The organism is Sinorhizobium fredii NGR234 (assembly GCF_000018545.1).
In the GTDB taxonomy this organism is placed as follows: Bacteria; Pseudomonadota; Alphaproteobacteria; order Rhizobiales; family Rhizobiaceae; genus Sinorhizobium; species Sinorhizobium fredii_A.
Genome location: NC_012587.1, coordinates 1,185,236 through 1,209,197, shown reverse-complemented (window position 1 = coordinate 1,209,197; position 23,962 = coordinate 1,185,236). Strand labels below are relative to the sequence as shown.

Sequence of the window (23,962 nt, the reverse complement as noted above, 5' to 3'; positions counted from 1 at the left end):
ATGATTCTACGCCGCTTTCTCACTGCTGCCCCGATCTTGCTTGTCGCGATTTCTCCGGCGATTGGCGGCGCCGAAACGATTACGGGGCGCGCATCCGTCATCGACGGCGACACAATCGAGATCAGAGGCGAGCGAATTCGCCTGCACGACGTCGATGCGCCGGAGAGCTGGCAGAAATGCGAGGATGGGGACGGCGGCACCTATCGCTGTGGCAAGGAGGCAGCGCTCGATCTCGACAGATTCCTCGCCGCCTCCCGCCCCGCCCGCTGCGAGGTCGTTGAGCGCGATCGATACAAGCGCTTTGTAAGCATCTGCTTCCGAGCCGACGGTCGCGAGGTCAACCGCTGGCTCGTCGAAAGCGGCAATGCGGTGGATTGGGAGCGGTACAGCAAGGGCGCCTATACGAACGCCCACAGGACGGCTCGGGCTCGAGGCGCCGGCATTTGGCGCGGCAAGTTTCAGTTGCCGTGCCAGGCGCGCGCTGAGCGTGCGAAGCGTGACGCGTCATGCTGAGCGAATCGTCCACCGGTGAGGCGCACGCAGTTTCACTAGTAGTCCGGCATATGCTCGTGCGTCTTGCTCTCGTGATAGTCAATGAACAAGAGAGCGAATAGTACGGCATGGGATACGACCGAAACAGTGGCTAGCGCGTCTTGCCCGATTGCACCAAAAAAACCTGACGTTGCCATGGGCGAGAGGACAATGATGTAAGCTGCATTAACGAAAATCCATGTCTTCTTCATCGGTTCCTTCGCTCCAAACAGTACCCATACCGTAAGAACGAGAACCCCCAATATGAACAAGATGGCCGTTGCTTGCGTCAGAAATGAAAGTACTGCCGACAGCACAAATAGAAATGATGAAACAACAAACATTAGAAAATCTAACAGACCTCGTAACCCCTTCTCACCGGCCGCAAAATAATCGTGATCATCGATCGTAACTTTGACCCTGAAGAAAAACTGAAATCCGATCCAGAGCAATGTGTCGGCTCTACTCCAGACAGTGGCCAATGTAATGTGATCGAGATTGCGCGCCCATTGGGATATTGCCAGCTCGAAACCAAGTATTACTGCCAACCCCATGCTAAGGTTAGCTCGCTGATAGAAATTCAATGAACTCGCCATTGGAATACCCCCACTTGTCCGTAATAATATCCAAGAGAAGATACTTTTAAAATACGCACATAAGACTAGCACTCGCTGCGAATACCCCCAGACTGCAGCAAATGCCCTATTTCTCACCTTGTCTCCGCCTACCCCACTTGGAGGATAGCGCGGGCACTGTCTTCGCGTTGTTCTCGGAGTCCGAACCGAGCCGCCAGCCCAAAAATGGAGGGCGGAATCCACCTACATGCCGTTGCCAACTCACCAACACACGTCTATTGCGTGAAATGCAACGCAAGGGTGCGCGCGAGGGATAGATGCCAATTATCAAAGGGAACAACAGCAACAACAAGTTAGTCGGCGAGAGCGACGTCTTTGGCGTGACCAACAAGATTTATGGCTACGGCGGAAACGACACGCTCACCGGCGGTTTCCAGGCTGATAACTACATCTGGGGCGGCACCGGCAACGACACAATCGACGGGGGTACCGGGCTTAACCGCCTCTACGGCGAGGATGGCGACGACACGATTACGGCTGGTTGGTCAAACGCGGACAGTGAGGCATACGGGGGAGCAGGCAACGATAAATTGATCGCCGGAGACAGTGGCGTCTATCTCGATGGTGGCACCGGTGTCGACGTCATGGATGGCGGCGCTGGGGCTGACATCTATATCGTCGATAACGCCAAGGACCAGATCATTGAAGATTGGGTCCCCGAATACGACAATCAGGCGAATCCGACTGACACTGTTCGCACGAGCGCGTCCTATGTGCTCGGCGCCGAAGCCCGCATCGAGCTTTTCGAGACGACCAAGAGTTCTGGCACCGCGGGAATAAATCTGACTGGCAACAACTTCTCCCAGACGATCAAAGGAAACGCCGGCGCCAACACACTCGATGGCAAGAGTGGCAACGACATCCTCGTCGGCGGCCTGGGCGCCGACAAACTCATTGGTGGAATCGGGACTGACACCGCCAACTATGAAGCCTCCGTCGCCGGGATCGTTGCGAACCTGACCTCACCTTCTGCGAATACAGGTGAAGCTGCCGGCGATACTTTCAGTTCAGTCGAGAATCTCAGAGGCTCGCGCTTCGACGATCGGCTTTACGGCGACGGAGCAAATAACACGCTGATGGGAGGTTCAGGGAACGACTATCTCTCCAGCATCGCGGGCCAGGACGTGATCAAGGGGGAGAGCGGGAACGACAAGCTCAACGGCGGCGCAGGCAATGACATTCTGGTGGGCGGAAGCGGAAACGATGTCTTCGTCTTCACGTCTGCTCTCGGATCAACGAACGTCGATCGGATCACGGATTTCAGCGTGCCGTATGACTCCATCCATCTCGACAACGCGGTATTCACGAAGCTGACGCCTACCGGCGGACTTGCCGCATCGGCATTTGCGGCGAACGCAACCGGGACGGCAACAGACAAATCCGACCGGATCATCTACGAGACGGATACTGGCAAGCTGTTCTACGACGCTGATGGGTCCGGCAGCGGAAAGGCGATTCAGTTTGCCACTTTGTCGGCAGGGCTTTCGCTCGCTGCGGCTGACCTTTTCGTCATTTAGACCACCCTCTCGCGCGGGTGCAGTAGACACAAGAAGGGGAAGTGCTCAGTTGGGGCTTCCCGCCATTCCTGTTTAGCGCCTAAGTTGCGCCCCATCCCTCTGCCCCGCCTCGATCCTCTGCAGGATTTCGCGCATGACCCGCGTGTCGGCGGAAAGGGTGTTCAGGGTGCTCTCGACGGCGCGCATGGAGGTTGCCGCCTCTGCCGCCTGCTTCTCCACGGCCGACAGCCTGAGCTCATGGTTATCGAGCTGCCGCAACGTGACCTCCACGGCCGTGACGCGCTTGTCCAGTCGATCGAGACTGGCCGCCTGGGCGATCTGGCTGGAGCTCAATCTTTCCCACGTCGCACCCCATGCGATCAGGCTGCCGGCGAAGCCCGCCAGGATAACCAGGGTGTTGAGGTTGTATTCGAACCTCCATTTCGGAGCCGCGACCATCTTTTCGGTATCCTGTGCCTCTGCCAATCCCCTGCCCTCGTATGCGATGCGATTTCGGATGGTTACTGTTGCGCCATGTCGTGGCGGGCGCATTCGCTCTGCGTCCAGGCGCGGGCACCACATAGCCCCGCGACTGTCTCGTCAATCTTGTCCTGATCGTTCGGCGTGGCGCCTCGAGCGCCGACCAGCGACGTGCCGACGACCGCTCTAGCCGCCTGGTTGAGCCGGTCTTTCGATGCACTGACCTGTTGCGTTGATGTACAGCCGGCCGCGCTCAATGCACAGGCGGCGGTTAAAGCGAGCACGATCGGCTTCATCGGCGAGTTCTCCAATTGCCTTGTTCGTTGCGGAATCGAGTTCTGCCCGTTCGAGTTTTCGGCCCTCTTCCTTCGCTTCCGGGATGACCCACAGGGTGTTGATCGCCTGCATGACGAGGAAAACGACGAGGCCGCCAGATAGCGCGCCGGCGGCGAGGCTGAGGCGGGAGATCACGTCTTCCACCCGAGACGCTTGGCGAGCCGCCACCAGGCAATCGGGATCGACGCGATGAGCGCCGAGATACCAGCCTCGATGCTGGCGGCCATGGCCGGATCGGTCGTGATGAGGTCCTTGACCTCCTCGCCGATATAGCCCGAGCCATAGAGCCAGCCCGCGACGATGTACAAAGCGATGCGAAGCCAGACGCTCATTGGCAGAACACTCCGAAGATTGAGCAGGGCAGTGAAGCGAACCACGCGCCAAGGCCGAGAACGGAGGCAGCAATCAGCGCTGCGACCCTCGTCGCCCTGGAGGCTGGCTGTTTTGCGGGTGAGGAGTTCGCAGGCGTCAAAACGATTTCTCCGGTCGCGAAGTCCTCTTGGGCCTTACGCTGTGCCGCGACAGCGGGATGCTCCACAGGCTCGGAGGGGCGGACCGTTGGCGTCGGCGAGACATGCGCCTCTCGCCGAAATTCGCTGCCCGCGGGCCGGCGCGCGGTCGCGAGCACTGTAGACAGTACCGCCTCGACCTTCTCAGGCCTTACCAGCGCCTTATTGAGCCCATCGCCGGCATAGTAGGACTGGCCGCGCTTCACCTTGCGACAATCACCCTGCGTATCGACGAGCACCGGGAACGATGCCCATTCCATCGCGAGACGCTTGCCGAATTCCACCAGCGTCATGTTGCCGGTCACGAATTGGTCATAGCCGCGGCGCTTCAGGAGGTGATAGCCAAGCCGGTCTTGCAGATCGGGAACGAAACGGTCGGTGCGGCTGATCGATGGAATTTCCTTCGCCAGCCCGATCAGTGTGGCCCGCATGAACTGATAGCCCCCGGCCGCGCTCGAGCCGAAGTTCTTCGACCAGGCTTTCTGTGCGTCGACGATATCGCCGAAGGTCATCGTCGTGAGCGGCTGTTTCAGCCTGTTCTGCTTGTTGGCATAGATCACATCATAGGAGGCGCGGTCGCTCCGGCCGACTTCCGTTTCGCGGATGAAGTCGAGCAAAAGCGCCGCGCCGGGAGGCACGGTTTTATCCATGTTTCACCTGATTGTTGGAGGATGGAATGTCTGCCCTACAGGCAACAAAAAACCCCGCCGGAGCGGGGTTTGGTTTGGCGGCCGATCGTTAGCCTAGAGAATGAAATGGCCGGAGGTCAGCGTGATCGCGTCGTCGAGATGGATCGTCAGGTCAGCCACCTGGTCGCCGTCGACGTCCGCGTAAATATAAGTGTCTGACGCTAGTCGCTCATAACGCAATTCACTCCCATCGCCAGAGAATGCCGCCGTCCCGATGAACACGAAAGCCTGGTCACCTCCAACGGAAAGCCTGGCATCGATACCCGAAACGTCGATCCGGTCTTGCTCAGAGACGAGAAAATCAAAGATCGAATCGGTCACGGAACTCGTGGATTCGGTTGTCTCCTTGAAGATGAACCGGTCGGCGCCCGTGCCACCGAACAGACGATCGGCTCCTGCCCCGCCGTACAGCCCGTCATTGCCGGCATAACCGACCAGGCTGTCGTGGCCGCCATTGCCGATCAGGGTGTTGGCCACGCCATTGCCGAACAGCCTGTCCGTGTAGGAGCTTCCAACGAGGCTCTCGATGGATGAGTAGACGTCTCCCGCGGCGTCATTGGTGTTTGCAGCCGCGTTGCTGAGGTTGGCGATCACGCCGACGGTGGCGCCGTAATAGTATGCGCTGTCTGTTCCGGCCCCGCCGTTCAGAACGTCGCCCCCGGCTCTGCCGATCAGCCTGTCGTTGCCATTGCCGCCGGTGAGACTATTGGCGTTCGCGTTGCCCTCAAGCGTGTCCGCGTAGCTCGTCCCCGTGAGGTTCTCGATCGAGCTATAGCTGTCGCCGGACGCATCATTAGTGTTGCTGGCGAGGTTCTTGAGGCTGGCAACCACGCCCTCTGAAGCGCCGACATATGACGCCGTATCCGAACCGGCACCGCCGCTGAGCTCGTCTGAACCAGCGCCACCGTTCAACGTGTCATTGCCGTTGCCACCATAGAGGTTGTCCCATCCATAGTCGCCCGAAATCTTGTCGTCACCATCGTCGCCGAAGAGGTCGTCCGAATACTGGCCGCCGGAAATGACGTCGTTGCCTGCATATCCCCGAAGGTAGTTGGCGAATTCGCCACCGTTCAGGTTGTCATTGCCCGCCAGCGCATCGCGAATGATGGCGAGGTCGTCCGAGAGGGAACCGGTCTTCGCCGCGCTGGTGATCTTCGCCGCGGCGATCGAAAATCCGGAAATCAAGACCATGCGGCTGCCACCGGACAGAATGGCATAGCTCGTCACAGTGCCAGCGGTCGGATAACCATTGCCATCATACTTGAAGCCGCTTCCCCGAAACTGATCGGTCCAGTTGCCGGTATGGGCAGAGAAGATCGAAGAGCTTCTCGAGTAGGAATCTGCATAAAGAAGCGAACTGAAGTCGATCTCGCGCATGTCCAGGCCATGGCTGTCTGCGACGGAAACTGTAACGCCCACAATTTTCCTCCCGAAAATCAATAAAGTACCGAAACAGCGTTACCGCCTTCTCGTTCGCTGATCAACCAGCGCTTGCAGTGTTTCGGAGCGGGGCAGAAGTTTCTTGTTGGTAGCGGCTACGAAGCCTCTCCTTCTAGCGCCGCCAACCTTGCCCGAACATCCTTTAACTCGGCGACGAGATACGGCACCAGCTTGCTCATATCCACACTCCACCATTCAAATCCGGGATCGCCGGGAACCTTGCCTGGGTCCGCGTCGCCGGCCAACACAGCTTCGGGCACGATGGCCTGCAAGTCCTGTGCGATGAAGCCAACGCCGGATTCGCCAGGAGCATGAACCCAGTCATATGTCATTGGCTGTAGCGCGTCGACAACATCGCCCGAGTTCATGAGCGCCAGTCGGTTGATCTTGGCCCGCCCATCCGACGATGTGTTGTAGGCGGTCGCCGTCGTGGTAACAGAGATGCTGCCAACCTGGGAAAGGCTCCGGTGGAACGTCGCCGTAATGCCGTCGCTGGTGGAACGCTGCAACGACATGACCGACGCGGCGGAACGCGACAGGAGAAGCGGCCCGTTATTGGTGTAAGACATTCCTGGGACGGTCCCGGAGGAAAAGTCGAGGGGGCTGGAGTGGTCGGCCGAATAGTAATTCCCGCCAGACCTGAAACCGCCAGCGCCGGTTTCGACCAAGCCGCCTTCGGCATTAAGAACAAGGCCAGCGGCAGAGCCGTTGTTTCGGGCCATGATCTCGTTCGTGTCCATCGCCAGATTGGCGCTGTTGCTTGGCCCGATCTGGAACGGGTGCGCGGTGCTCGAGAGACTCGCATCATCAGTGTCGATGGCGCGAACCTTTCCTGTTTCGACAGTGGTCCCGCCAATCGTTCCATCGGACGCAAACGTGTAAGTGTTGCTCGCATCGTCGTAGGTCAGTGAGTCGTTCGCGGCGAAACGGATCCCGGCATTGAATTGAACGGCAACGCTGAACGTTGCGGATGTCGAATTGATGGTGAACAGCGAGCTCGCTGAGAGAGCCGAAGTCGTGCCGACGGCGAAAGTGTCGTTTGCCGAGTTGCCGGCATAGATGCTGCCACCAGCGGTCTTGAACTCGACGGACGCATTAGCCGCCGTGCCAGTGCGTTCAACGATAACCGCCGGGGTCGCAGTCGAAAGCTGAACCGTCTGGGCGGCGCTCCAGGTGTTGGCGGCGTTGAGCAGCGGCACGGCATCTCCCGAGGTGCCCGTGTCCTTGACTGCAGAGGTCCCCAGCCCAAGCGTCGTTCGCGCCGCCGATGCGCTGGCGTCGTCAAGCAGCGTCCTCGCAAACGACGTCAGGTCCGTAACCGCGTAAGTGTCCGACGCCGTCGTGTAGATCATCTTGTTGGCGGCCGTGGTCAAGCCAGCAATCGACGCGAGGCCGGCGTCGTAGGCCTGCACGTTCGTCCCGATCGCGAGGCCGAGCGCGGTGCGCGCTGCGCTTGCCGAGGTCGAGCCTGTCCCGCCCGCGGTGATAGGCCTTGCGGCGTTCAGATCGTCAACGAGATCATCGATGAAACTGTTATAGGGCGCGCTCTGAATGGTGTTTCCGGGGGTGCCTTTTGTGCCGGCCGGAGCAGAATAGATACCGCCTGTTCTGGGCATGGGCATTCTCCATAGAAAAAGGCTCCGGTAAGGGAGCCTTGCAAGTTCTGCGCGATTTCGGTTTCATCCCCGCGGGCTAACCTAGGGGCGAGATTGTCGATGGACCTGGACGATGAGATTGAACGTGGTGTTCAGATGTTCATGGCTGAATATGGCGTCAGCCGCGACGAGGCGATAAAACGCATCCTTCGCGACTGGTTGATCGGCGGCGGCTACATCCCACTCGACTTAGACGAGAAAATGTGAACCTAATGCCCCCGCAAATTTCGGGGGACATCTATGAAATATCGGGCATTCGCATTGCTGCTGGCTTCAGCGGCGCTCTCTAGCTGTGTGTCATCGCAAGAACCGATTCAGGGCCCGAGCGGGCAAACCATCCAGGAAACGAAGTGCAACGGTTCGCCGAATGCCTGCCTCAAAGCAGCAGCCGAGGCCTGCAAGGGGCCCTATCAGGTCATCGACAGTTCGAGTAATGCCGGCGGCCTGGTTGCCGACATTTTCCCTGGTCCCGTCACCTGGTACCGTATGACCTATCAGTGCGGAAAATCTGATGGCCGCATGCCCACTTTCCAGTTCCGCGGGCAGTCCTACACGCCGCCGCCGGTCGTCGTGAACAACAACCCAACGCCACGGATGACGACGACGAACTGCAACAGGTTCGGCAACAACGTCACCTGCACCACCTATTAAGCTACTAGGGGCCGCCACCTAGCGGCCCCGCCGATTTTGCCATATGGTTGTGACCATGCAGATCGATCACAACCCCCATGAGCCGTCCCGTGCAGCGCTGAAAATCATCGGCGTGCTTACGGCCGTGATCGTGCTGGCAGTAATGGTCCCGGTGACCTTCGGCATGCGTTGGTCCGTGCAGCAGTTGCCCGAATGGTTGCTCCTGCCGATTTTCGTAGGCTTTATGTGCTTTGCAGCCGGATTTTTCATCGGGCGCAAAGATGCATTCCGTCAATTGCGGACGCCCGGTAGAGACGAATAGCCCGCTAGGCCTCCCGCTCTCGTCAAAGCTCGCACTGTCGACATCCGTTGCTGATCCAACACGTTCTGCTGACCGCGACGAAGGATCGCCTCAACGATCTGGTCGCGCGTCGATCCGGTGGCAACGCTCAGGCGGCCGATATCCTGCGCGAGCTTGCCGGCATTGGCATCGGCATTCCCTTGAACGATCCGCTTCACGATCGACTTGAACAGCTTGGCTGCCGTCCCCGTCAGGGTGGCATCAGAGGGGATTTCCTGCCCCTTCGATACCTCGTCGAGAAACTGATTGAAGCGAGAGCCCATCGCCGTGTCAGAGCCGCGTGTGACGCGGTTTGCCGTGTCAGCAAAGACGTTCTCACGGTCGATCGAGTTGAGCACGTTGTCGGCCCTCTCCTGACCGAACAGCATACCCAGCTTTTCACGGTTCCAATCGCCCTCGCCTCTGACCGTCTTGCGCAGCGCGTTCAAGTCGTTGGCTTCCGTGCCGATCGCCCGGTAGATCTCCCCGAGCGAGCTTTGCTGCATGCGAAGAGGCACGCCAGACGGTCCAACCATCTCGCCTTGAGGCAGAGCGCCCTGACGGAGTGCTTCGTCAAGCTCTGACGGGCGCATGGCGGTGGCGCCATTGTTCATGATTGACCGCCCTTCTCCCAAGGCCTCGCGCTGGCGTGCGATTTCCGCAAACTGCGCATCGACTTCCTTGATACGCGGCACCGAAGCGCGAAGACCGTCGTCGATCATCTGGCGAGCCTCTGTCAGGGCAGAGATTACCTTGGGGTTCTGCTCTGTTTCGAGGATGCCGTCGATCGCCTGGCGGGTTTCGAAAGCGATGGCGGGATCGGTCGTTACGAGGTCCTGCCCATTGACGTTGAGCATCTGACGGACGTTCTGCAACTGACGCTGCGCCGGTCCGCGAAGCCGCTGAATTTCGTCATCGAGCGTGTCGGCGATCTGCGTGAAATCGTAGTTCGACCTTTCCGCCATCACCGGCCCATACCTGCGCCTGACCTGATCCTGGTCGCCGGCCAGCGATCGATCAACGCGCGACGGCACCGGGTCAGGACCGAGATTGTCTGCGACGTCGGCACGCAAGCGCGTGTTTGCAAGGCTGCTGCGCTCATTGAGCGGGTCCACGATAAGACCGCGCGTTCCAGGACGAGCAGCCGCGCCACGCGCGACACCGAGCCATTCGGGCGAAACGTCGGCCAGCATGGCATCAGGGCCAAGTTGTACGAGGGAATCGCGGTACCGGGCTACTTTCGCCGGATCGGATAGCTCGTCGACAACGTAGCGCCGCGCCTGGTCGGTAACAGTGGAAAGCGCATCATTGCTTTCCCCGAGGATCATTCGGGCAACCTTGGAAGCGAGCTTGTTGGCCCCGGCGGCTATCGGCACAGTGGCAATGCCTGTACCGATGCCGATAACACCTTCCGTAACGCCCTGACGAGCGCGATTGGAAGCCCCGCCTTCACCGGCACCGAAGCCCTGCACCGCTCCCGTCCCACCGCCAGCAACACCAGCAGAGACAAGGCGAGACCCGACCGAAGCACCGGTATTGCCGAGGGCATAGTTGCCGATCACCGGAGCGGCACGGAGTAGCGCACCGCCCGACCCGACGCCACCCGCGATCTGCAAGCCGGTCGACAGCTTCGGATGATCCGTGTCGTACTCGTCGTCTTTCCGGCGTTGGATGTGGAGCGCCTGGTCGTAGCGCTCGCCCCATGTCTGACCGGGCAGCTTTTCGTAGCTGTCAGGCAAGAACGGATCGACCAGCGGGGCCAACGCTGCATTCGTGGCGGCATTGAGTTCGTCGAGATAGGAGCCGATCCCGAGCGTTCCCCTTGCGACCGATCGAACAGCCCCCTCAACGCCGCCAGAGCGCGCGGGGGCGTTCCCCTTGCCGCCGGCAGCTATTTGAGCCGCGATTTCGTTGACGGTCGCTTCCTGCTGTTCTGGCGACAGTGTCTTGAAGCTGTCGTCGACCTGAACCTTGATGCCGTTGACCGTGAGGGTTCCCATTACTCGTAGCTCCAATTGACGCCGGTCTGGGTCTTCTTGGTCCCTGCATTTGGAGTGGGGCCGTCCGGGATTTTGTAGTTTTCGAGCGGGTTCTTCAGCTCGCGGATCCGCTTGCGGCCTTCGGCTGGCGTGATCTCCCGATCAGCAACGGCATCGGCGATGGCGCCCATCTGCTGCTCGTACTCGGAGATACCGCGCATGGTCTGAAATATCAGCTCGTTGCCGCCTGGCTGGTTGATGATGCGGGGAAGCGACGCCCGGAACATCTTGATATCGGCATCGGACATCGGACCGGAACCGGGAGCGCGCTGCTCCGGCACCATTTTCTCGATCAACGCAGATGCTGCCTGAATGTCGCTCGTGCCTTCGCCGATCGGGATGCCCCAATCGCCGGCAAGCTTCTTGAAACCACCCTCGATGCCCTGCGGCACGTTGGCGAACAGACCTTCGAGACGGTTGATCTGCCCCATGCGCGCCCGAGCCTGCATGCCGGCATCGGATAGAGCGGCGAACGATTCCGCGTTCTTCTTGTCCAGGTTCTCATAAAACTTGTCGCTCTCGCCAACCGTGACGTTTGTCGTCCCGGCTCCGGCCTTGCGCTGCGCCTGCTCCCATTCGAGCGGACCCAAGGGAGTGCGCCCGTTCGCGACCTCAAAATCGCGATAGTACTCGTAGTTTTGCCGGTCCGCCGTCGGCTTGTTCGCATCAGGGTACTCGGCGATGACCTGACCAGTCTGGTTGTCGACGAGCCGCCCGTTTACGACAGAGGTCTCGCGCTTTCGGGGAGCATCCAACTCACGCTGCAGCTTCCGCATTTCGAGCTGGCGCATCGGATCGTTGGCCTGCACCTGCTGCTGATAGAGCGTCTGCAGCACGGCGCGCTGTTCGTCCGAAAGGAACGGATTGCTGAGGGCCTGCATCAGCGTCATCTGGTCGGGACCTTGCGGCGCCTGCGGCTGCATCGGCTGTGCCTGGGCGACCTGCTGAGGCTGTGGAGCCTGCGCGGGCTGTGCAGCGTTCATGCCGGGAAACTGCGCGCGATATTCCGGCGTCTGCTCGAAGGCGGCGACCTCATCCGAGAGAGATGGCTGAGCGGGTGCGACCGGCGCTTGTGCGGGAGCGCTGGGCTGCGGACGTGCGGAAGGAACGCCGATCGACGGATCGAGGCTGGCGACTTCCTGCGGCTGCCCTTGGAAACTCGGCAGGAAGGCGTTTGCATAGCCGAGCCGCCGCGCGGATTCGCCACCCGGCTGATTGTAGCCCGCGAACTTCCATGCGTTGTTGATGAGCTGCTGGGCTTCCTCTGTGCTCTTGGCGTCGTTCAGCGCCGTGACGAGGTTCGGGTGATGACGCCCTTGTCCGCGTCGCCCGTCTTCGCGACATCCTTGTCTTCCTGGATCTTGCGGAGCCAGAGGAAGGACAGCATGTCGGTATCGATGAAGAAGGCGTTACGGGCCTGCGTGGCGCCGGTCGCCTGCACCCGGTTCGGGTGGATCATGACCGTGCCGAACGGGCCTTCGTAGTAGTCGGCCGTCGCGACGATGGTGTTGCGCTCACCGCCCTTGGAGACGGCATAGCGGAACGGAGCAACGTTGCTGTCCGACATGAAGGTGACGAACACGCTCTTGACGTAGGGCGAGGCCGAGACGTGGCGGAAGTTCGCGCCGTTCTGGTAGCCAGTCGAAGGCAGCAAAACTCGCACCGGTCCGGTTGCTTTACGACACCTGGGCTGAAAACGACCAACGCATCAAGGCCGGCACTGTCCTTGATCTTCCCGTTGCAGCGGCGAAGGAACTGATTGCCAACGGCAAGGCCGAGCGCGCCGATCCGCTTCCCGGGGACGATGCATGATCATTCGTGACGGGGCGTGGACGCTCTATAGCCACGACCACGCGACGGGCCGCTCGATCTGGCACTATTTCGACGGCGAAAAAGACGTTCCTCGTCGTCGAGCAGATTGACCTCAGCCAGGCCGCCGGCAAAGCACATGCGGCGCAACTCGGCGATGCCGTCGTCGTCAACGTCGATCTTCACATAGAGCTCGTAGTAGTCGACCTCCTGCAGCGCCTTAATGATCTCGTCCTTCTCGTCGAAGGGCTCACGGCGCCTGGCGAATTCTTCGGTCTCTTCCTCGTTGCTGGATGAGGCCGTCGCGAATTTGTCGACCTTCTCGCGGTCATAGCCCATGGCCACCAGATCGGAGCGGCGCAGGCGCGTCTTAATGCCTGTGATCGGGCTGTCGTCGATCGACATGGCGTCCGGATGGATCAGGAACTCTTCGAGCGGGACCGCGGCGAGCTTCGTGCAGCCGTATTCCTTCGTGCGCCGAATCCTCACGTTGTAGAGCGTGACCGACTGCGGTCCTTGCGGCGTGTCGATCTGCTCCTGGTACGATTCCTGCTCCAGAACCTCAACATCGTCATCGGCGACGAGTTGCACCAGCGCCTGCTCATCAAGCCCGGTGTGGCGCGAGACCTGCACCGTGCGCTTCTTGTCATACCACCAGCGAATGACCCCGTTGCGCAGCTTAAGAGCATCGTGCGCAGCATCCTGCACCGCGTCGTAGCCGTCGCTCTCCGGGAAGACGACGTAATTGATGTAGTCGGTCGCCTGCTCGGCGCTCGCGTCGTCGCCCTCGTTGACCGGCTGGTACTCGACGACCTTGTCGTTGCCGAGGATCGTACGGACGAGCGACGGCAGCACCTTCTTGATCGCCGAGCGGACATCACGGGAAACCACCTTCGACCGGTTCGGGTCGGCCGGCGTGTCCTTCATGGTGCCGTCGTAGTACTCCATCGCCTTGATGCGATCGACGGAAAGCTCGTCCCGGTAGTTCTCGCAGTCCTTCACGAGCTGCGAGACCTGGGCAGCAATCTGCTGTTTCTGCATCGCAGCCATCAAATCACCTTGCGTTCACTGAACTTCCACGCCGCGGCGTCGGCCTTGACCCTGGCAAACCGCTTCATCATCAGCGCGTAGCGAGACGCTGAAATCACGTCGTCGCGCTCTTTCACGACCTTGCCGTCTTTCCGGTGATAGAGCCGGAATTCCTCGAACCATTCGCCGCAGGTCGAGAAGACCTTCCATCTCCCGGTCTGCATGCGCTGAAGCATGTCCGACAGGCCAGCCTCAACGCCGTTGGTGCCGTCTTCGAACGTGGCGCGCTCGGGAAGCATGTTGAGCCCCTGCGCCCGGTACTGCGTCGCCAACTGCTCGCCTGAGCCCTTGTCGTGTTGCAAACCATCATGCGGCCACGACCACGGCAGCCACGCGCCCCACGGCTTCAGCGCAGCCGCATGAATAATCGGTGTCGCCTCGCGTTCCCGGTAGACCTTTGTCACGTAGAACACGTCGGCATCACGATCCCAGGCACAGCCGGCCGCCCCGAACGGGTGATCCCATCCGAAATCAAGCCCACCGATCTGCACCCAATGCTTCGGGATCTCGAACGGCGCTATCGTGATGCTCTCTTCCGCAACCGGGAAGATCCTCCCCGAGCCGAGCGACGGAACGCCCTTCGTTCTCGCCTCACGCTCATGCGCAGGGTAGGAATCGATGATCCTTTGCCGCTCTTCCGGCGTGTAGTGCTCCGCGTCGTCGATCGTCATCGTGATGACTTCGCGGTCTGGCGATTTCTCCAGAATGTACCGAGCGACAACCGTGCTCATGCCCTTGAGCGGCGTGAACGTCACGGCAATCGAGCCGCGCGTCGCGTTCGTTCTGGTTATCCCTTCGAAATAGACATCTTCCGGTGGCTCTTCGTCGAACCACACGTAATCAACCGTGTTTGCCTGCCACTTGCCACGACCCTGCTCGTAAGCCTTGAAGAGCAGGATCGAGACGCCGCCCGATACGTGCCGAACTGTGACGCTATCAAGCGCACCAGAGACGCCAGAACGGCGTGTTGGGGTTCCGACAATCGCGGCCTTCGGTATACACCCAGTGCCCCAGTCCTCTTCATTCATCGGTGGGCCAACCATGAGGCGCTGCACGCCGTCCCTGGTCAGCTCGTAGGATTCAGAGCCCGCAAGCATAACGATCGGCTTGTCGAAGCGACGGCCGTCCCACCAGTCCGGATATCGGCCAGTCAGGTGCATTGCAGCTTCCGCGGCACCAGCCAGCGTCTTGCCGAGCTGGTTGCCGGCCATGAACAGCCGCTCTCGATAGCCCTTGCCTGCGTTGTGGAATTCGACCTGCTTGGAATACGGCCGGTAATGGGCCAGCAGGTTAGTGCGTCGTCTCCGGTCCAGTTCCGCCAACAGAGCCGCTTGCTCCTTGAGCATCGAGGAAAGGCCGGATTGCGGAATCGAGAGACCGGATGCGCTCGATAAGCTGGTCATCCGTCAAGTCGTCCATGTTGTTGATGTTGACGTTCAGATCCTTCGGCAGGATCGAGGCGATAACCTTGAGATATTGGTCTGGCTTCTCTTCACGGACTCGCACGATGGCCGCGACGCCGTGTTGCTCAAAGTCGGCGTGCATCGCTTCAATGAACGCTTCGCCGAGCTTGTTGCGCGCGCCCTTTGGCCTGCCCTGCGGGTTCCCAGACTGGCCGGGCTTGAACAAATGCTCGGGACGCTGTTCTTCATCTGTAGGATCAGACATTCGGTTACCTGCGGAATCTGCAAGTCGGATGGGAACTGCGTCTGGAAATCACGAACGACTCATGTGAATGTTTCTGCTCAACTTAAGGGGGAATTGGATGGGTAATTTTGTCGGCGTCGTGGCCGTCCTTGCGAGTATCGCAGGCTGGCTGACCCACTTGTATGTTTGTTTCACCGAAGAACTCTGGGGCTTCCTCATTGCGGGAGCAATTTTCTTCCCGGTCGGTGTTATTCACGGCCTTGGGTTGCTCATCGGTCTTTGGTGAATGGCCGGGCGACCAAAGGGAGGGGATGCCAATTAGCAAGTAAACTTGAGAAGGAGGATCTCATGGCAAAGCGAACCACATTTCATTCAACTCCGACCAAAGACGGTTGGAAGGTGGCGCAAGGCGGCAAAACCATTTCAACGCACGAAACCCAGAAGCAAGCTGAAGCAGCCGCGGTCAAGGCCGGGCGCGCCGTACATGATGGCGGCGGACTTGGGCAGGCAGTGCTTCACAAATCAGACGGCACTATTCGCGAGGAAAGGACCTACGGAGCAGATCCGAAGAAAACCAAGGGCTAACGGCACTCGCGCATCGGGCCTAGTCTGCTCGAACTGGAGCGCCGGCGCTGACAAACTGTGCGATTAAACGAAACGACACGCGAGGCCCCGATGCAGAAGCGCTTTTCAGACGGCGCCCTACTAGCGATATTGTTTGGTGCAGCGGTTATCGGATACCTCGAAATCGTTGACGATACGACCTTGCTGTTCGGAGTTGTTCTCGTGGTGACAGTCATCCTTGGCAATCGAGTGGACGATGCTCACGCGGAGATTGAGTACCTCAAAAAACGCATTGAAGAGACTGAGAACCAGATCTCCAGACTATGGTTGGATCGATAGCCATTTCTGCCCGCCTTGCCTGCTTCTCCGGATAACAGGCATGGCTAAACGTAGCGCCGGAAGGTTCTCGGTAGAATTTTGGCAAAGTAAAGCCGCGGCGGGGAGTGCGAAACTCCCCTAAGCCCCGTGGGTCACTCTCTGGCGCCCAGCAGAAACAGGCTGCAAATCGCTGAGCCGCAATCTAAGCTACTCGCCTGATACTTTCAAGCCCGATTTCAACTTCCCGCAGAGATCCGAAAATCTCCACAAAAGCTTTGATTGCGCGCCGTCCCACTATATTCGTTACTGCAGCGTAATGACCTGTAAGCGGGCCGTCTTTAACCTGCACCGTGTCGCCGGCCTTCAGGCGACGGACGGGCGGTCGGAGCACGTCGAAGTCTCCCCGTTCCTGAGCGTCCCGGATGTCTTCCACGATGTTGCCCGCCACGGGGATGGGCGTCCCACCCGCGTCGGCGAGCACCGAAAGCACATGCCGCATCTCACGAAGGGTGCCGAAGTCCGAGATCCGCAGATAGGCGAACACGTAGCCGGTGAAGAGCGGGCATTCCTTCATTAGCCATTTCTTGCTTTGAAAGTGTCTGGTCTCCCGCCGCAGCATCGGGCAGTAGACGGTGACCCCGTTATCCTCGAACTCACGCGTGGCCTTTTGCTGCTGCCCTGCCCGCGTCCTCACAACGTACCAGTGACCCATTCAAACGCCCTCGTTCCTGATTTGCAAAGCATAGCAAATCTTTGAGATTCCTGCACTATTCAGCCATGCGACTGCGGTATTCGGCCGTGAGATAATCAACAGGTTCTCGCAATGGAGAGACCCCGACGAGCGACGCAACGCCAAGATTGGACAATTCGTCCGCACGCTCATTGCCGACGATGCCAGCATGCCCCTTGCACCACCGGATCGTGATCTGATCGGCGCGTTCAAGCGCAGCGTCGATCGCCTGCCAAAGCTCGACGTTCTTGACTTCTTGGTTCTTGGCGGACGCCTTTGGGCCAGCCTTCTTCCATTCCTTCTTTTTCCAACCGTGCCGCCAATCGTTGCATCCGTCGACGCAGTACCTGCTATCGGACCAAACGACGACGGGGGCACCCAGCGCCTTCGCCACCTCGATGCCCTTCAGCAGTGCTGTGAGTTCCATTCGGTTGTTCGTGGTGTCTGCATTCCCGCCATGATCGGAAGCGATTTCAGCCCTGTCCCTGTAGACGGCCACGCCCCAGCCGCCAGGGCCGGGGTTGGGCTCGCATGCGCCATCTGTGAAAACGTGCAGTCCCGACTCGAATGCGGCATGGTCGACAACATTATGCTTATTGCCCTTGGCTTTCCCGGCCTTGGGTTTAGCCTTGCTAGGTTTCGCTTGCCGCGGGACGTCCACCTCATGGACGTGGGCGGCGCTAATCGCCTCCTGTATCTTCAGCAGCACTGGGAACATGGGTTGGCCGCGCTCAGGGAATTTGATCCGAGAGCCGGCGAGTTGTTGCGCCATGAAAGCGGCTTGGCGGTCGGTGACGAAAGAGTCGACGTCCGCCCCTTGCTTTTTCAGCCACTCGCGTAGCGGCCGCAGTCGCTCCGGGAAGGTGTAGGCCATCAGCTCGTCCTCCTTCCAAAGATGTGAGGCAGCGTCGCATGCACTTTAGCCAGCGCTTCAGCGCGCTTTTGACGAGCGAACGGCTCAACGAGCCGGTACATCTCCTTCTCGATCGAGCCGTCGGCCTCAACGCCAATTGCGAAGAACTTGTCACGCAGCGCGAGCATCGCTTTTTCCGACTGCCCGGTTGCAAAGACGTAATTCCGAGGATGCCGGCGCTGATCTCCGACCGCGAAATAGGTCTTCGGCTTCACCTCCGATATCTGATGAAGCACGAAAATGTCGCTGGCCTGGTGACTATCCCAGCCGCCGCCGCGCCGGGCGAAACGTTCGAGATGCGCCGCCATCTCAAATTCGGGCAAGAAGTACGGCTGATCGAAAGCCAAGGCCCAATCGCCGGGCTGCATTTGCACAAGCGCTGTCATGCTACGCTCTCCTCGTACCTTTTTTTGATCAGTGCGCGACGCTCCGGCGTCATGCGGACGTAAGCGGGCCGCCAGTTCATCGGACTCCTCCAAATCCTTTCCGGCGGATCGATGCGGTACCAATGGCCGTCCGTATCGAGGAAGTATTTCATGTCTTCCAGTGAGTGGTGGCCCGCCATATCGTCGAAAAGCAGGTTGCAGATGAGGCCGTCTGCCTTGGCCTCGCTCATCGAGCGCCACGGGTTCTCGCGGTCGTGCGCTTCGCGCGCCTTACGTTCGGCTATGGTCATGCGGCACCCGCCTCCCGTCGTGCAAACGACACGATGTCGGCTTCCAAGTTAGGTTTCGGCCAATCGTCGTCATATTCGTACAGCCGCTCCATGACGCGTTCGGCGAATGGTTTATGCCAGTCGAGGATCTGGGCGGTCGGCCGGCGAGCAGCCCACTCGAAGAGATCGAGCTGGTTCATGCCAAACCTCCCTTAATGACTGAAAGCTCCGTGTTCCCATATTGGGTATTAATGTAATCAACAGACCTCTCCCCCCGTCTTCCTCCTGCAATCCTATAGAGATACTTGCGCTTGAAGCCATCACGCACCTCACGCCGCCAAAGCAGTTTTTGGTCGACAAGGATTTGCGCAGCACGGCGGATATCTTTGGAGGAAAGTGCTTGGAGTTGGCCGGCGGCGAGAATTGCCTCCGGGACTATTACGAATTCCCGGCCGAGGTGCTCGTGTTTGCTGTGTACATACGAATAAAGCATCCAAGCTTGGTCGCCGTATTTTACATTGATTAGTTGATCGAAGGACGCGCGGGTCATTCCCATGGGAGACTGCCTTCCGCTCCAAATCTCGTTATTGCATCTTTTGAACCAGAACCAACGCGCGAGAGCCTCAACCTCACTGTCCGGCACTTCCTCGGGAAATTCACACTCCCAATCGCGGTAGAGCAGCATCTCTTGGAACAGTTCAGCTTCGGTCTGCACAACGGGAATCATCTGCATGCCGCGCTTCTTCAAATGGCGGTGGCGGTCGCCGCGGCGGATCTTTGGGCAGCTGTTTACTACGTCGACTTCCACCTCGGTCTCGTCAACTTCCAGATCGCGATCATAGAAGGTCGGTAGGCTTGCTACGCTATCGAGGCGCCCTTGAAGAGGCAGGTAATGACCTCCATCGGCCCGCTCAGCAAACGGTCCGGCTATTAGCGACTGGCTCCCCGCCTTGAAATCGATAGCAATATTGGTCAACCGCACCGGCGCCGGCGGCTTTCCGTCGAAGCGGAAATAGTGATGTGCGCCCCGCGGACTTTTTACTTGCACCGACGACTCACCAAAGCGCTGACGCACATATTCGCGTGCCTCAGGCGTATCGGTGTCGATATCGACGACCAGTATGCCTTCCAATCGGATCGCATAATTTGAGCTACCAGCCCCCGCCATCTTTTCGATTACGAGAGATAGAGGGTGTCGCTTAGTAGCCCCACCTTGCCCGGTTCTAAATTTCACCAGGGGCTCTCGTTTCAAACCGAGCGGTAGGAGCCAAAAGCCTGCCCTGTACAACCGGGCGAGCTCGCCCGTAAGAACGTGAGAAAGCTTCGGGTGATGCATAATGCCCAAGTCAGCATCATGCGGCGTCGGCTCCCCGGAATTCCTTTTAGGAAGAGTTCCCTCAACGCTCATTGAATGCCCCCTGCCCTTGGGAGCATCTGAGCCACTCGGCAGGCCTCACAGGCTTGCCAAGCAGAAAGCGAGAATCTCTCGCGGATGGTACTGATGATGTTTCCCTTGCGCTCTCCCTGTTGGGAAATCCACCGCGCCGCCTCTTGAATCTTTTGATCTTCGGCGGCGCCTGTCATGCGGCAGCCCTCGTGTTATCTTCCAAGACGCTCAAACGGCTCCGGAGGACGTACACCCCGTGGACACCCGGGAAGTCGCCGCCATGTAATGTCGGCACCGTTTCGATAGTAATCCCAGCCCGCCGCAGCTTCATCACGTAGTGTGACAGACGTGGCCCGATATGATCGAGGGATGAAACGCCGCGTTCGCCGGCATCGAGCAGCTTTCGCAAAGTCCAGCATTCCCGGCCTACAAGTGTGACCGGAAGTCCGCACGGCTCGTTATTGTCGTTCAGAATGTTGACTTGGATAGTCTGTTGGCGTCTAGATAAACCCGTCATCAGCGAGTCCTTTATTCGTTGGTGAGGAGGAAGTCGCTGGGGAGCGACTATCTGATCAGAGCGGCAAGGGTGATTTGGTTTGGCGACCTACCCTTGCCGCTTTTCATTTTGACCCGGCACCTTGGCGCGTTCACGCTCCCAACTGGTCAAGTCCTCTGCTCTGAAGAGCTTTCTTCTTTTAACGACGAAAGGCTGGGGGAAGTTAAGGCTTTCGTCCTGGCACCAACGCCACAAGCTAGTTGGTGATATTTGATACCGCTCCCTGACTTGAGCGGCAGTTAGATACGTCATTCGGTCTCCTTTCACGAAACACCGTGCGAACTACCTATATTTCGTAACCTACCATTTCCGATTCTCTCCGGTCAAAGTCTATCTTTTCGTTTTCCCAAATGCATGAAATTTAACCGGTAAATATAGCGGAGTCTTTTTCTTTAGCGACGGAGGCAACGGTTGAATCGCCTCATGTCAAGTAGTATTTTACAGTTTCCCATTTTGTTTTGTGGATCCCAAGTGTATTAATCAAGGCCGCCAGCATTTGCTTCAGATGCAGCGGCATCCAATAGGCGCTCTCTGATCCAATCGCTTAGACTTGCTGCGCCCGCAGCTTTCGCTGCATCGATCAGTCGATCGTTCTCGGCCTCGGTCAACATCACAACCAAACGCTTGTCTCTCTTCAGGTGCGTCGGCACCGGTGGTCTACCCATTCCAGATTCCTCGTTGTTTCGAGCCTTTATAGGCTATGTGCATTTTTATTGCAATATTTATGGTGTGAGTTATTGACAACAGGTTAACGATGGCAGTTAATATGCACATAGAAACCCGCCGGCTGAAGCAAATCTACCTCTCGGAAAAGTCGGAGGTAGGCGCCAAGGCGGCAAAGGCGCACTGGAGTAAAAAAAGAAATAAAAACAATGAATGAAGCGATGCGGATGCATTGCGAGGGCAATGCGAAGGCAATGCTGCCAGAAGTAAAAAACAAACACCTAACGGTGTTTTCAAAAAGTCGGTTCTCGCATCCCTGATGACTGGCTTGCGAAATGCGGATCGAAGAAGGGGTTGCCGCCCCTCTCCGATCCTGACCACACCCGAAACCGCTCAAAGGAAACGGAAATGGATAAGGAAACCAGTATCACAGCAATCGTCGCAGCTGAACCCGTCGTCTCTCGCCGCAAACTCCTGCTTGGGCTGGCCGCTGCGTCTGCTTCTGCAGCAGCCGTCGCTGCGCCAGGTACGGCAGAACCTGCAGTTCTGGAGAACCCGGAGCTGATCCGCCTCGGCGACATGCTGCACACTGTCGCGGCCGAGCATAAGGCGACTCACGACGCCTACAAAGCGACCGTCAAGGAATGGGAAGGTCGTTGGCCACTAGCTCCCGAAGCTCTCCTCTATCGCCGCCCGTGGGAACATACGGCCAACGAACTGACCATTTCCCGACAGCCACTCATCAGGCCCGGAGAGAAGGACCCGTTCTGTGTCCAGACGGTCAAGAGCCTTGTCTTCGACATCCAGCAAACGGAGCGCCTTTTGCGCGGGAAGACCTTTGATCGGCAGAAGAAGTTCCGTGGATCCACTCGTGAGGAATGGGAAAACTCGCTTGAGGAGGATTACGAGCGCGTAGCCTTGGCCCGCGAATATGAGGCCGAATGCGCCCGCCTTCGCGCTCAGTCTGGTATCGACCAGGCGAAACCAGGGCTTGAAGAGGCACGCGCCAAGTTCGCCGCGGTCGTCAAACGCATCCTTGCGGAGCCCGAATATTCCATGGCTGGCGTGGTCATCAAGGCGCAGGCAATCTCTGTCGCGTCCGCGGCTGACGCTTGGATGCTCTTCTCCACATTCGAAAGCGAGGATTGGGGAACGCGCCTTGCCCGTTCGGTCCTGCACCACGCCGAGGCACGCGCATGACTGAGAACACGATGAACCCGTTCGCCAACCCCGAACAGCGCCTTGCCAGGCTTTCTATGTCTGAACTCAACAGCCTGTATGACGCTGTAGAACTCGCTCGCGAGGCCCTGACAGGCATCGTCAATCAGCCGCGCTTCTTCCGAGGTGATGACTATAACGGCGCAGGAGACGAGGTGGAGAGCTTGATCGAAGTCCTGAACGAGTTCGCAGGCGCCGCGGTGGATGTGGCGAAGGCCATTCCTCCGTCAGACCCGGATGCAGGTGCGCAGCGCGCTTGGCTCCTCTTGAAATACTCGGTGCGTTGCGGGGAAAGCCTTACCGTTCATGCGGCCGAGGCGGCCGGAATGGCTGCACAGGTCGAAATGCTCAAGAAGCTTAAAGCGGACGCATGAGGCCTGCCAAACGCGAGACATGAGCCCGCTCCGCTGATGGGGCGGGTTTTTCGTTTGCTGATTCTCAAACGGCCGGTAAGGTCACGGGTAACGGACGGTCAGCCAAAGCGACTAGCAAGCGCTTCTGTTACCCCAGATGTTACCCTGGTGAGAGTTTGGCAGAATCGGGAGGAGCTAAGTGGTTGAAATTTTTGGTGCCCCCAGAGAGACTCGAACTCCCGACCTACTGATTACAAATCAGCCGCTCTACCAACTGAGCTATAAGGGCACGCTTCGACCACGGGAGTTACCATATTCCCTCCCGGTGTAAAGCAAAAATGCGGCGCCCCTGAAAATTTCGGGTGCACTTGCCGCAGCGGCGTGACAGAAAATTAGGCGTGGCGTCGATCGCCGCGCCGCATAGAACAACAACGGACTGAATGCATGACCCAGTTCAGCACACTTGCCTTCATCGCCTCGACGGCCGACGAGGCGCAGAAGGCGGCGAAAGAGCTCAAGGCGATATACGGAGACCACGATCCGGACCAGGCGGACGTGATCGTCGCGCTCGGCGGCGACGGCTTCATGCTGCACACGCTGCACAAGACGATGAACAGCGGCAAGCGCGTCTACGGCATGAATCGCGGCTCGGTCGGCTTTCTGATGAACCGCTACAGCACCGAGGACCTGCGCGAGCGCATCGCCAGCGCCGTCGACAACGCCTTTCACCCCCTGGAAATGCGCACGGTCGACGTGACTGGAAATGCATTCACTGCGCTGGCGATCAACGAGGTCTATCTGTTCCGGCAGTCCTACCAGGCCGCCAAGCTCAAGGTCATCGTCGACGGCAAGGTGCGGCTGGATGAACTGACCTGCGACGGGCTGCTGCTCGCGACGCCGGCCGGCTCGACCGCATACAACCTGTCCGCGCACGGGCCGATCCTGCCGCTGGAGGCGCCTCTTCTTGCCCTCACCCCGGTCAGTCCTTTCCGGCCGCGTCGCTGGCGCGGCGCGCTGCTTCCCAATCGCGTGACCGTCGAGATCGAGATCCTCGAGGCCGAAAAGCGGCCGGTCAATGCCGTTGCCGATCACCAGGAGGTCAAGTCGGTCGTCCGGGTGCGGATCGCCGAATCGGAAAAGCTGACGGCCCGCATCCTGTCCGATCCGGATCACTCCTGGTCCGACCGGATTCTCGCCGAGCAGTTCTCCAATTGAAATCACCCGATATGGTATTCCGCAGAAGCGGTTGTCATCCAATGCCGCCTGCGAGGGATTGTTGA

General features: G+C 59.0%; 32 protein-coding genes, 1 tRNA gene and 2 pseudogenes. 12 read left to right on the top strand and 23 right to left on the bottom strand.

Annotated elements, in window-relative coordinates; translation table 11 throughout:
* Positions 1-513: a thermonuclease family protein gene (locus NGR_RS17020; RefSeq protein WP_012707719.1), complete on the top strand. Its 513-nt coding sequence runs from the start codon at positions 1-3 to the stop codon at positions 511-513.
* Positions 514-548: 35 nt separating this feature from the next.
* Here the strand turns inward: NGR_RS17020 and NGR_RS17015 are convergent, their stop codons facing one another.
* The gene (locus tag NGR_RS17015) at positions 549-1,127 is read right to left on the bottom strand and encodes a hypothetical protein (protein WP_012707718.1); all 579 of its coding nucleotides are present in this window, start codon (positions 1,125-1,127) and stop codon (positions 549-551) included.
* A 296-nt stretch (positions 1,128-1,423) separates the two neighbouring features.
* Between NGR_RS17015 and NGR_RS17010 the strand changes: the two genes are divergently transcribed.
* A complete protein-coding gene (locus tag NGR_RS17010; RefSeq protein ID WP_012707717.1) occupies positions 1,424-2,683 on the top strand; it encodes a calcium-binding protein in 1,260 nt (419 codons plus the stop codon).
* Positions 2,684-2,755: 72 nt separating this feature from the next.
* Here the strand turns inward: NGR_RS17010 and NGR_RS17005 are convergent, their stop codons facing one another.
* The 7 genes from NGR_RS17005 to NGR_RS16980 all read right to left on the bottom strand — a co-directional run bounded on the left by NGR_RS17005 (position 2,756) and on the right by NGR_RS16980 (position 7,732).
* A complete protein-coding gene (locus tag NGR_RS17005; RefSeq protein ID WP_164924608.1) occupies positions 2,756-3,121 on the bottom strand; it encodes a hypothetical protein in 366 nt (121 codons plus the stop codon).
* A 62-nt stretch (positions 3,122-3,183) separates the two neighbouring features.
* The gene (locus tag NGR_RS33150) at positions 3,184-3,438 is read right to left on the bottom strand and encodes a hypothetical protein (RefSeq protein ID WP_012707715.1); all 255 of its coding nucleotides are present in this window, start codon (positions 3,436-3,438) and stop codon (positions 3,184-3,186) included.
* Positions 3,329-3,613 carry a hypothetical protein gene (locus NGR_RS17000; RefSeq protein WP_012707714.1) on the bottom strand — a complete coding sequence of 95 codons (285 nt, stop codon included), beginning with the start codon at positions 3,611-3,613 and terminating at the stop codon, positions 3,329-3,331. The genes NGR_RS33150 and NGR_RS17000 overlap by 110 nt, the downstream gene beginning before the upstream one ends.
* Positions 3,610-3,810, bottom strand: a complete 201-nt coding sequence (locus NGR_RS16995; RefSeq protein ID WP_012707713.1) for a hypothetical protein — start codon at positions 3,808-3,810, stop codon at positions 3,610-3,612. Before NGR_RS16995 ends, NGR_RS17000 begins: the two co-directional genes overlap by 4 nt.
* On the bottom strand, positions 3,807-4,637 hold the full coding sequence (locus NGR_RS16990; protein ID WP_012707712.1) for a hypothetical protein: 831 nt from the start codon (positions 4,635-4,637) through the stop codon (positions 3,807-3,809). Before NGR_RS16990 ends, NGR_RS16995 begins: the two co-directional genes overlap by 4 nt.
* Positions 4,638-4,730: 93 nt before the next feature.
* Positions 4,731-6,095 (bottom strand): calcium-binding protein, encoded by a 1,365-nt coding sequence (locus NGR_RS16985; RefSeq protein WP_012707711.1) that lies wholly within the window; start codon positions 6,093-6,095, stop codon positions 4,731-4,733.
* A gap of 116 nt (positions 6,096-6,211) precedes the next feature.
* Positions 6,212-7,732 carry a tail fiber domain-containing protein gene (locus NGR_RS16980; RefSeq protein ID WP_012707710.1) on the bottom strand — a complete coding sequence of 507 codons (1,521 nt, stop codon included), beginning with the start codon at positions 7,730-7,732 and terminating at the stop codon, positions 6,212-6,214.
* Between the two features lie 99 nt (positions 7,733-7,831).
* On the opposite strand from NGR_RS16980, the gene NGR_RS32380 reads away from it, so the two are divergent.
* From NGR_RS32380 to NGR_RS16970, 3 genes are read left to right on the top strand one after another with little or no spacing between them, the layout of a single operon-like run.
* Positions 7,832-7,978 (top strand): hypothetical protein, encoded by a 147-nt coding sequence (locus tag NGR_RS32380; protein WP_012707709.1) that lies wholly within the window; start codon positions 7,832-7,834, stop codon positions 7,976-7,978.
* Between the two features lie 33 nt (positions 7,979-8,011).
* A complete protein-coding gene (locus tag NGR_RS16975; RefSeq protein ID WP_012707708.1) occupies positions 8,012-8,422 on the top strand; it encodes a hypothetical protein in 411 nt (136 codons plus the stop codon).
* Positions 8,423-8,477: 55 nt separating this feature from the next.
* Entirely contained in the window at positions 8,478-8,723 is a 246-nt protein-coding gene (locus NGR_RS16970) for a hypothetical protein (protein ID WP_012707707.1), read from the top strand.
* On the opposite strand, the gene NGR_RS16965 is transcribed toward NGR_RS16970, so the two are convergent.
* The 3 genes and pseudogenes from NGR_RS16965 to NGR_RS16955 form a co-directional block, all read right to left on the bottom strand.
* Positions 8,693-10,741 (bottom strand): hypothetical protein, encoded by a 2,049-nt coding sequence (locus NGR_RS16965; protein ID WP_012707706.1) that lies wholly within the window; start codon positions 10,739-10,741, stop codon positions 8,693-8,695. The two genes, NGR_RS16970 and NGR_RS16965, sit on opposite strands and share 31 nt — an antisense overlap.
* Positions 10,741-11,616 (bottom strand): hypothetical protein, encoded by an 876-nt coding sequence (locus tag NGR_RS16960; RefSeq protein WP_164924272.1) that lies wholly within the window; start codon positions 11,614-11,616, stop codon positions 10,741-10,743. The genes NGR_RS16965 and NGR_RS16960 overlap by 1 nt, the downstream gene beginning before the upstream one ends.
* A 470-nt stretch (positions 11,617-12,086) precedes the next feature.
* Positions 12,087-12,419, bottom strand: a pseudogene (locus NGR_RS16955) (SU10 major capsid protein); the annotation flags it as partial.
* Between the two features lie 32 nt (positions 12,420-12,451).
* On the opposite strand from NGR_RS16955, the gene NGR_RS32375 reads away from it, so the two are divergent.
* On the top strand, positions 12,452-12,592 hold the full coding sequence (locus NGR_RS32375; protein WP_165447151.1) for a hypothetical protein: 141 nt from the start codon (positions 12,452-12,454) through the stop codon (positions 12,590-12,592).
* Positions 12,593-12,679: 87 nt separating this feature from the next.
* On the opposite strand, the pseudogene NGR_RS16950 reads toward NGR_RS32375, so the two are convergent.
* The 3 genes and pseudogenes from NGR_RS16950 to NGR_RS16940 all read right to left on the bottom strand — a co-directional run.
* Positions 12,680-13,639: pseudogene (locus NGR_RS16950) on the bottom strand (portal protein); the annotation flags it as partial.
* Positions 13,639-15,081 (bottom strand): terminase large subunit domain-containing protein, encoded by a 1,443-nt coding sequence (locus tag NGR_RS16945; protein WP_164924271.1) that lies wholly within the window; start codon positions 15,079-15,081, stop codon positions 13,639-13,641. The pseudogene NGR_RS16950 and the gene NGR_RS16945, both read right to left, overlap by 1 nt.
* The gene (locus tag NGR_RS16940) at positions 14,969-15,307 is read right to left on the bottom strand and encodes a DUF5681 domain-containing protein (RefSeq protein WP_240545198.1); all 339 of its coding nucleotides are present in this window, start codon (positions 15,305-15,307) and stop codon (positions 14,969-14,971) included. The genes NGR_RS16945 and NGR_RS16940 overlap by 113 nt, the downstream gene beginning before the upstream one ends.
* A 136-nt stretch (positions 15,308-15,443) precedes the next feature.
* On the opposite strand from NGR_RS16940, the gene NGR_RS32370 reads away from it, so the two are divergent.
* The 3 genes from NGR_RS32370 (at position 15,444) to NGR_RS16930 (ending at position 16,228) form a co-directional block, all read left to right on the top strand.
* Positions 15,444-15,611 (top strand): hypothetical protein, encoded by a 168-nt coding sequence (locus NGR_RS32370; protein WP_012707700.1) that lies wholly within the window; start codon positions 15,444-15,446, stop codon positions 15,609-15,611.
* A gap of 62 nt (positions 15,612-15,673) precedes the next feature.
* On the top strand, positions 15,674-15,910 hold the full coding sequence (locus NGR_RS16935) for a DUF2188 domain-containing protein (protein WP_012707699.1): 237 nt from the start codon (positions 15,674-15,676) through the stop codon (positions 15,908-15,910).
* 90 nt (positions 15,911-16,000) lie between these two features.
* Positions 16,001-16,228, top strand: coding sequence for a hypothetical protein (locus NGR_RS16930; protein WP_012707698.1), 228 nt, complete (start codon positions 16,001-16,003; stop codon positions 16,226-16,228).
* A gap of 181 nt (positions 16,229-16,409) precedes the next feature.
* On the opposite strand, the gene NGR_RS16925 is transcribed toward NGR_RS16930, so the two are convergent.
* The 8 genes from NGR_RS16925 to NGR_RS16895 all read right to left on the bottom strand — a co-directional run bounded on the left by NGR_RS16925 (position 16,410) and on the right by NGR_RS16895 (position 21,113).
* Positions 16,410-16,919 (bottom strand): transcription termination/antitermination NusG family protein, encoded by a 510-nt coding sequence (locus NGR_RS16925; protein WP_012707697.1) that lies wholly within the window; start codon positions 16,917-16,919, stop codon positions 16,410-16,412.
* Between the two features lie 55 nt (positions 16,920-16,974).
* Complete coding sequence (locus NGR_RS33665) at positions 16,975-17,811, bottom strand: ribonuclease H family protein (RefSeq protein WP_012707696.1); 837 nt, start codon at positions 17,809-17,811, stop codon at positions 16,975-16,977.
* Positions 17,811-18,236, bottom strand: a complete 426-nt coding sequence (locus tag NGR_RS16915; protein WP_012707695.1) for a hypothetical protein — start codon at positions 18,234-18,236, stop codon at positions 17,811-17,813. The genes NGR_RS33665 and NGR_RS16915 overlap by 1 nt, the downstream gene beginning before the upstream one ends.
* Complete coding sequence (locus tag NGR_RS16910) at positions 18,233-18,526, bottom strand: hypothetical protein (RefSeq protein ID WP_012707694.1); 294 nt, start codon at positions 18,524-18,526, stop codon at positions 18,233-18,235. The genes NGR_RS16915 and NGR_RS16910 overlap by 4 nt, the downstream gene beginning before the upstream one ends.
* Positions 18,523-18,705: a hypothetical protein gene (locus tag NGR_RS16905; protein WP_164924270.1), complete on the bottom strand. Its 183-nt coding sequence runs from the start codon at positions 18,703-18,705 to the stop codon at positions 18,523-18,525. The genes NGR_RS16910 and NGR_RS16905 overlap by 4 nt, the downstream gene beginning before the upstream one ends.
* Positions 18,702-19,637 carry a hypothetical protein gene (locus tag NGR_RS16900; protein WP_240545197.1) on the bottom strand — a complete coding sequence of 312 codons (936 nt, stop codon included), beginning with the start codon at positions 19,635-19,637 and terminating at the stop codon, positions 18,702-18,704. Before NGR_RS16900 ends, NGR_RS16905 begins: the two co-directional genes overlap by 4 nt.
* Positions 19,638-20,085: 448 nt before the next feature.
* Positions 20,086-20,409, bottom strand: coding sequence for a winged helix domain-containing protein (locus NGR_RS33860; RefSeq protein WP_012707692.1), 324 nt, complete (start codon positions 20,407-20,409; stop codon positions 20,086-20,088).
* A 515-nt stretch (positions 20,410-20,924) separates the two neighbouring features.
* The gene (locus tag NGR_RS16895) at positions 20,925-21,113 is read right to left on the bottom strand and encodes a hypothetical protein (RefSeq protein WP_012707691.1); all 189 of its coding nucleotides are present in this window, start codon (positions 21,111-21,113) and stop codon (positions 20,925-20,927) included.
* A 406-nt stretch (positions 21,114-21,519) separates the two neighbouring features.
* Here NGR_RS16895 and NGR_RS16890 point away from each other — a divergent pair, with 406 nt between their 5' ends.
* Both NGR_RS16890 and NGR_RS16885 read left to right on the top strand, forming a co-directional pair.
* On the top strand, positions 21,520-22,311 hold the full coding sequence (locus NGR_RS16890) for a hypothetical protein (protein WP_012707689.1): 792 nt from the start codon (positions 21,520-21,522) through the stop codon (positions 22,309-22,311).
* Positions 22,308-22,703 (top strand): hypothetical protein, encoded by a 396-nt coding sequence (locus NGR_RS16885; RefSeq protein WP_012707688.1) that lies wholly within the window; start codon positions 22,308-22,310, stop codon positions 22,701-22,703. The genes NGR_RS16890 and NGR_RS16885 overlap by 4 nt, the downstream gene beginning before the upstream one ends.
* A gap of 192 nt (positions 22,704-22,895) precedes the next feature.
* Here the strand turns inward: NGR_RS16885 and NGR_RS16880 are convergent.
* Positions 22,896-22,971 (bottom strand) — tRNA-Thr (locus tag NGR_RS16880).
* 155 nt (positions 22,972-23,126) lie between these two features.
* Here NGR_RS16880 and NGR_RS16875 point away from each other — a divergent pair.
* Positions 23,127-23,897, top strand: a complete 771-nt coding sequence (locus tag NGR_RS16875) for an NAD kinase (protein ID WP_012707687.1) — start codon at positions 23,127-23,129, stop codon at positions 23,895-23,897.
* The last annotated feature ends 65 nt before the right edge of the window (positions 23,898-23,962 follow it).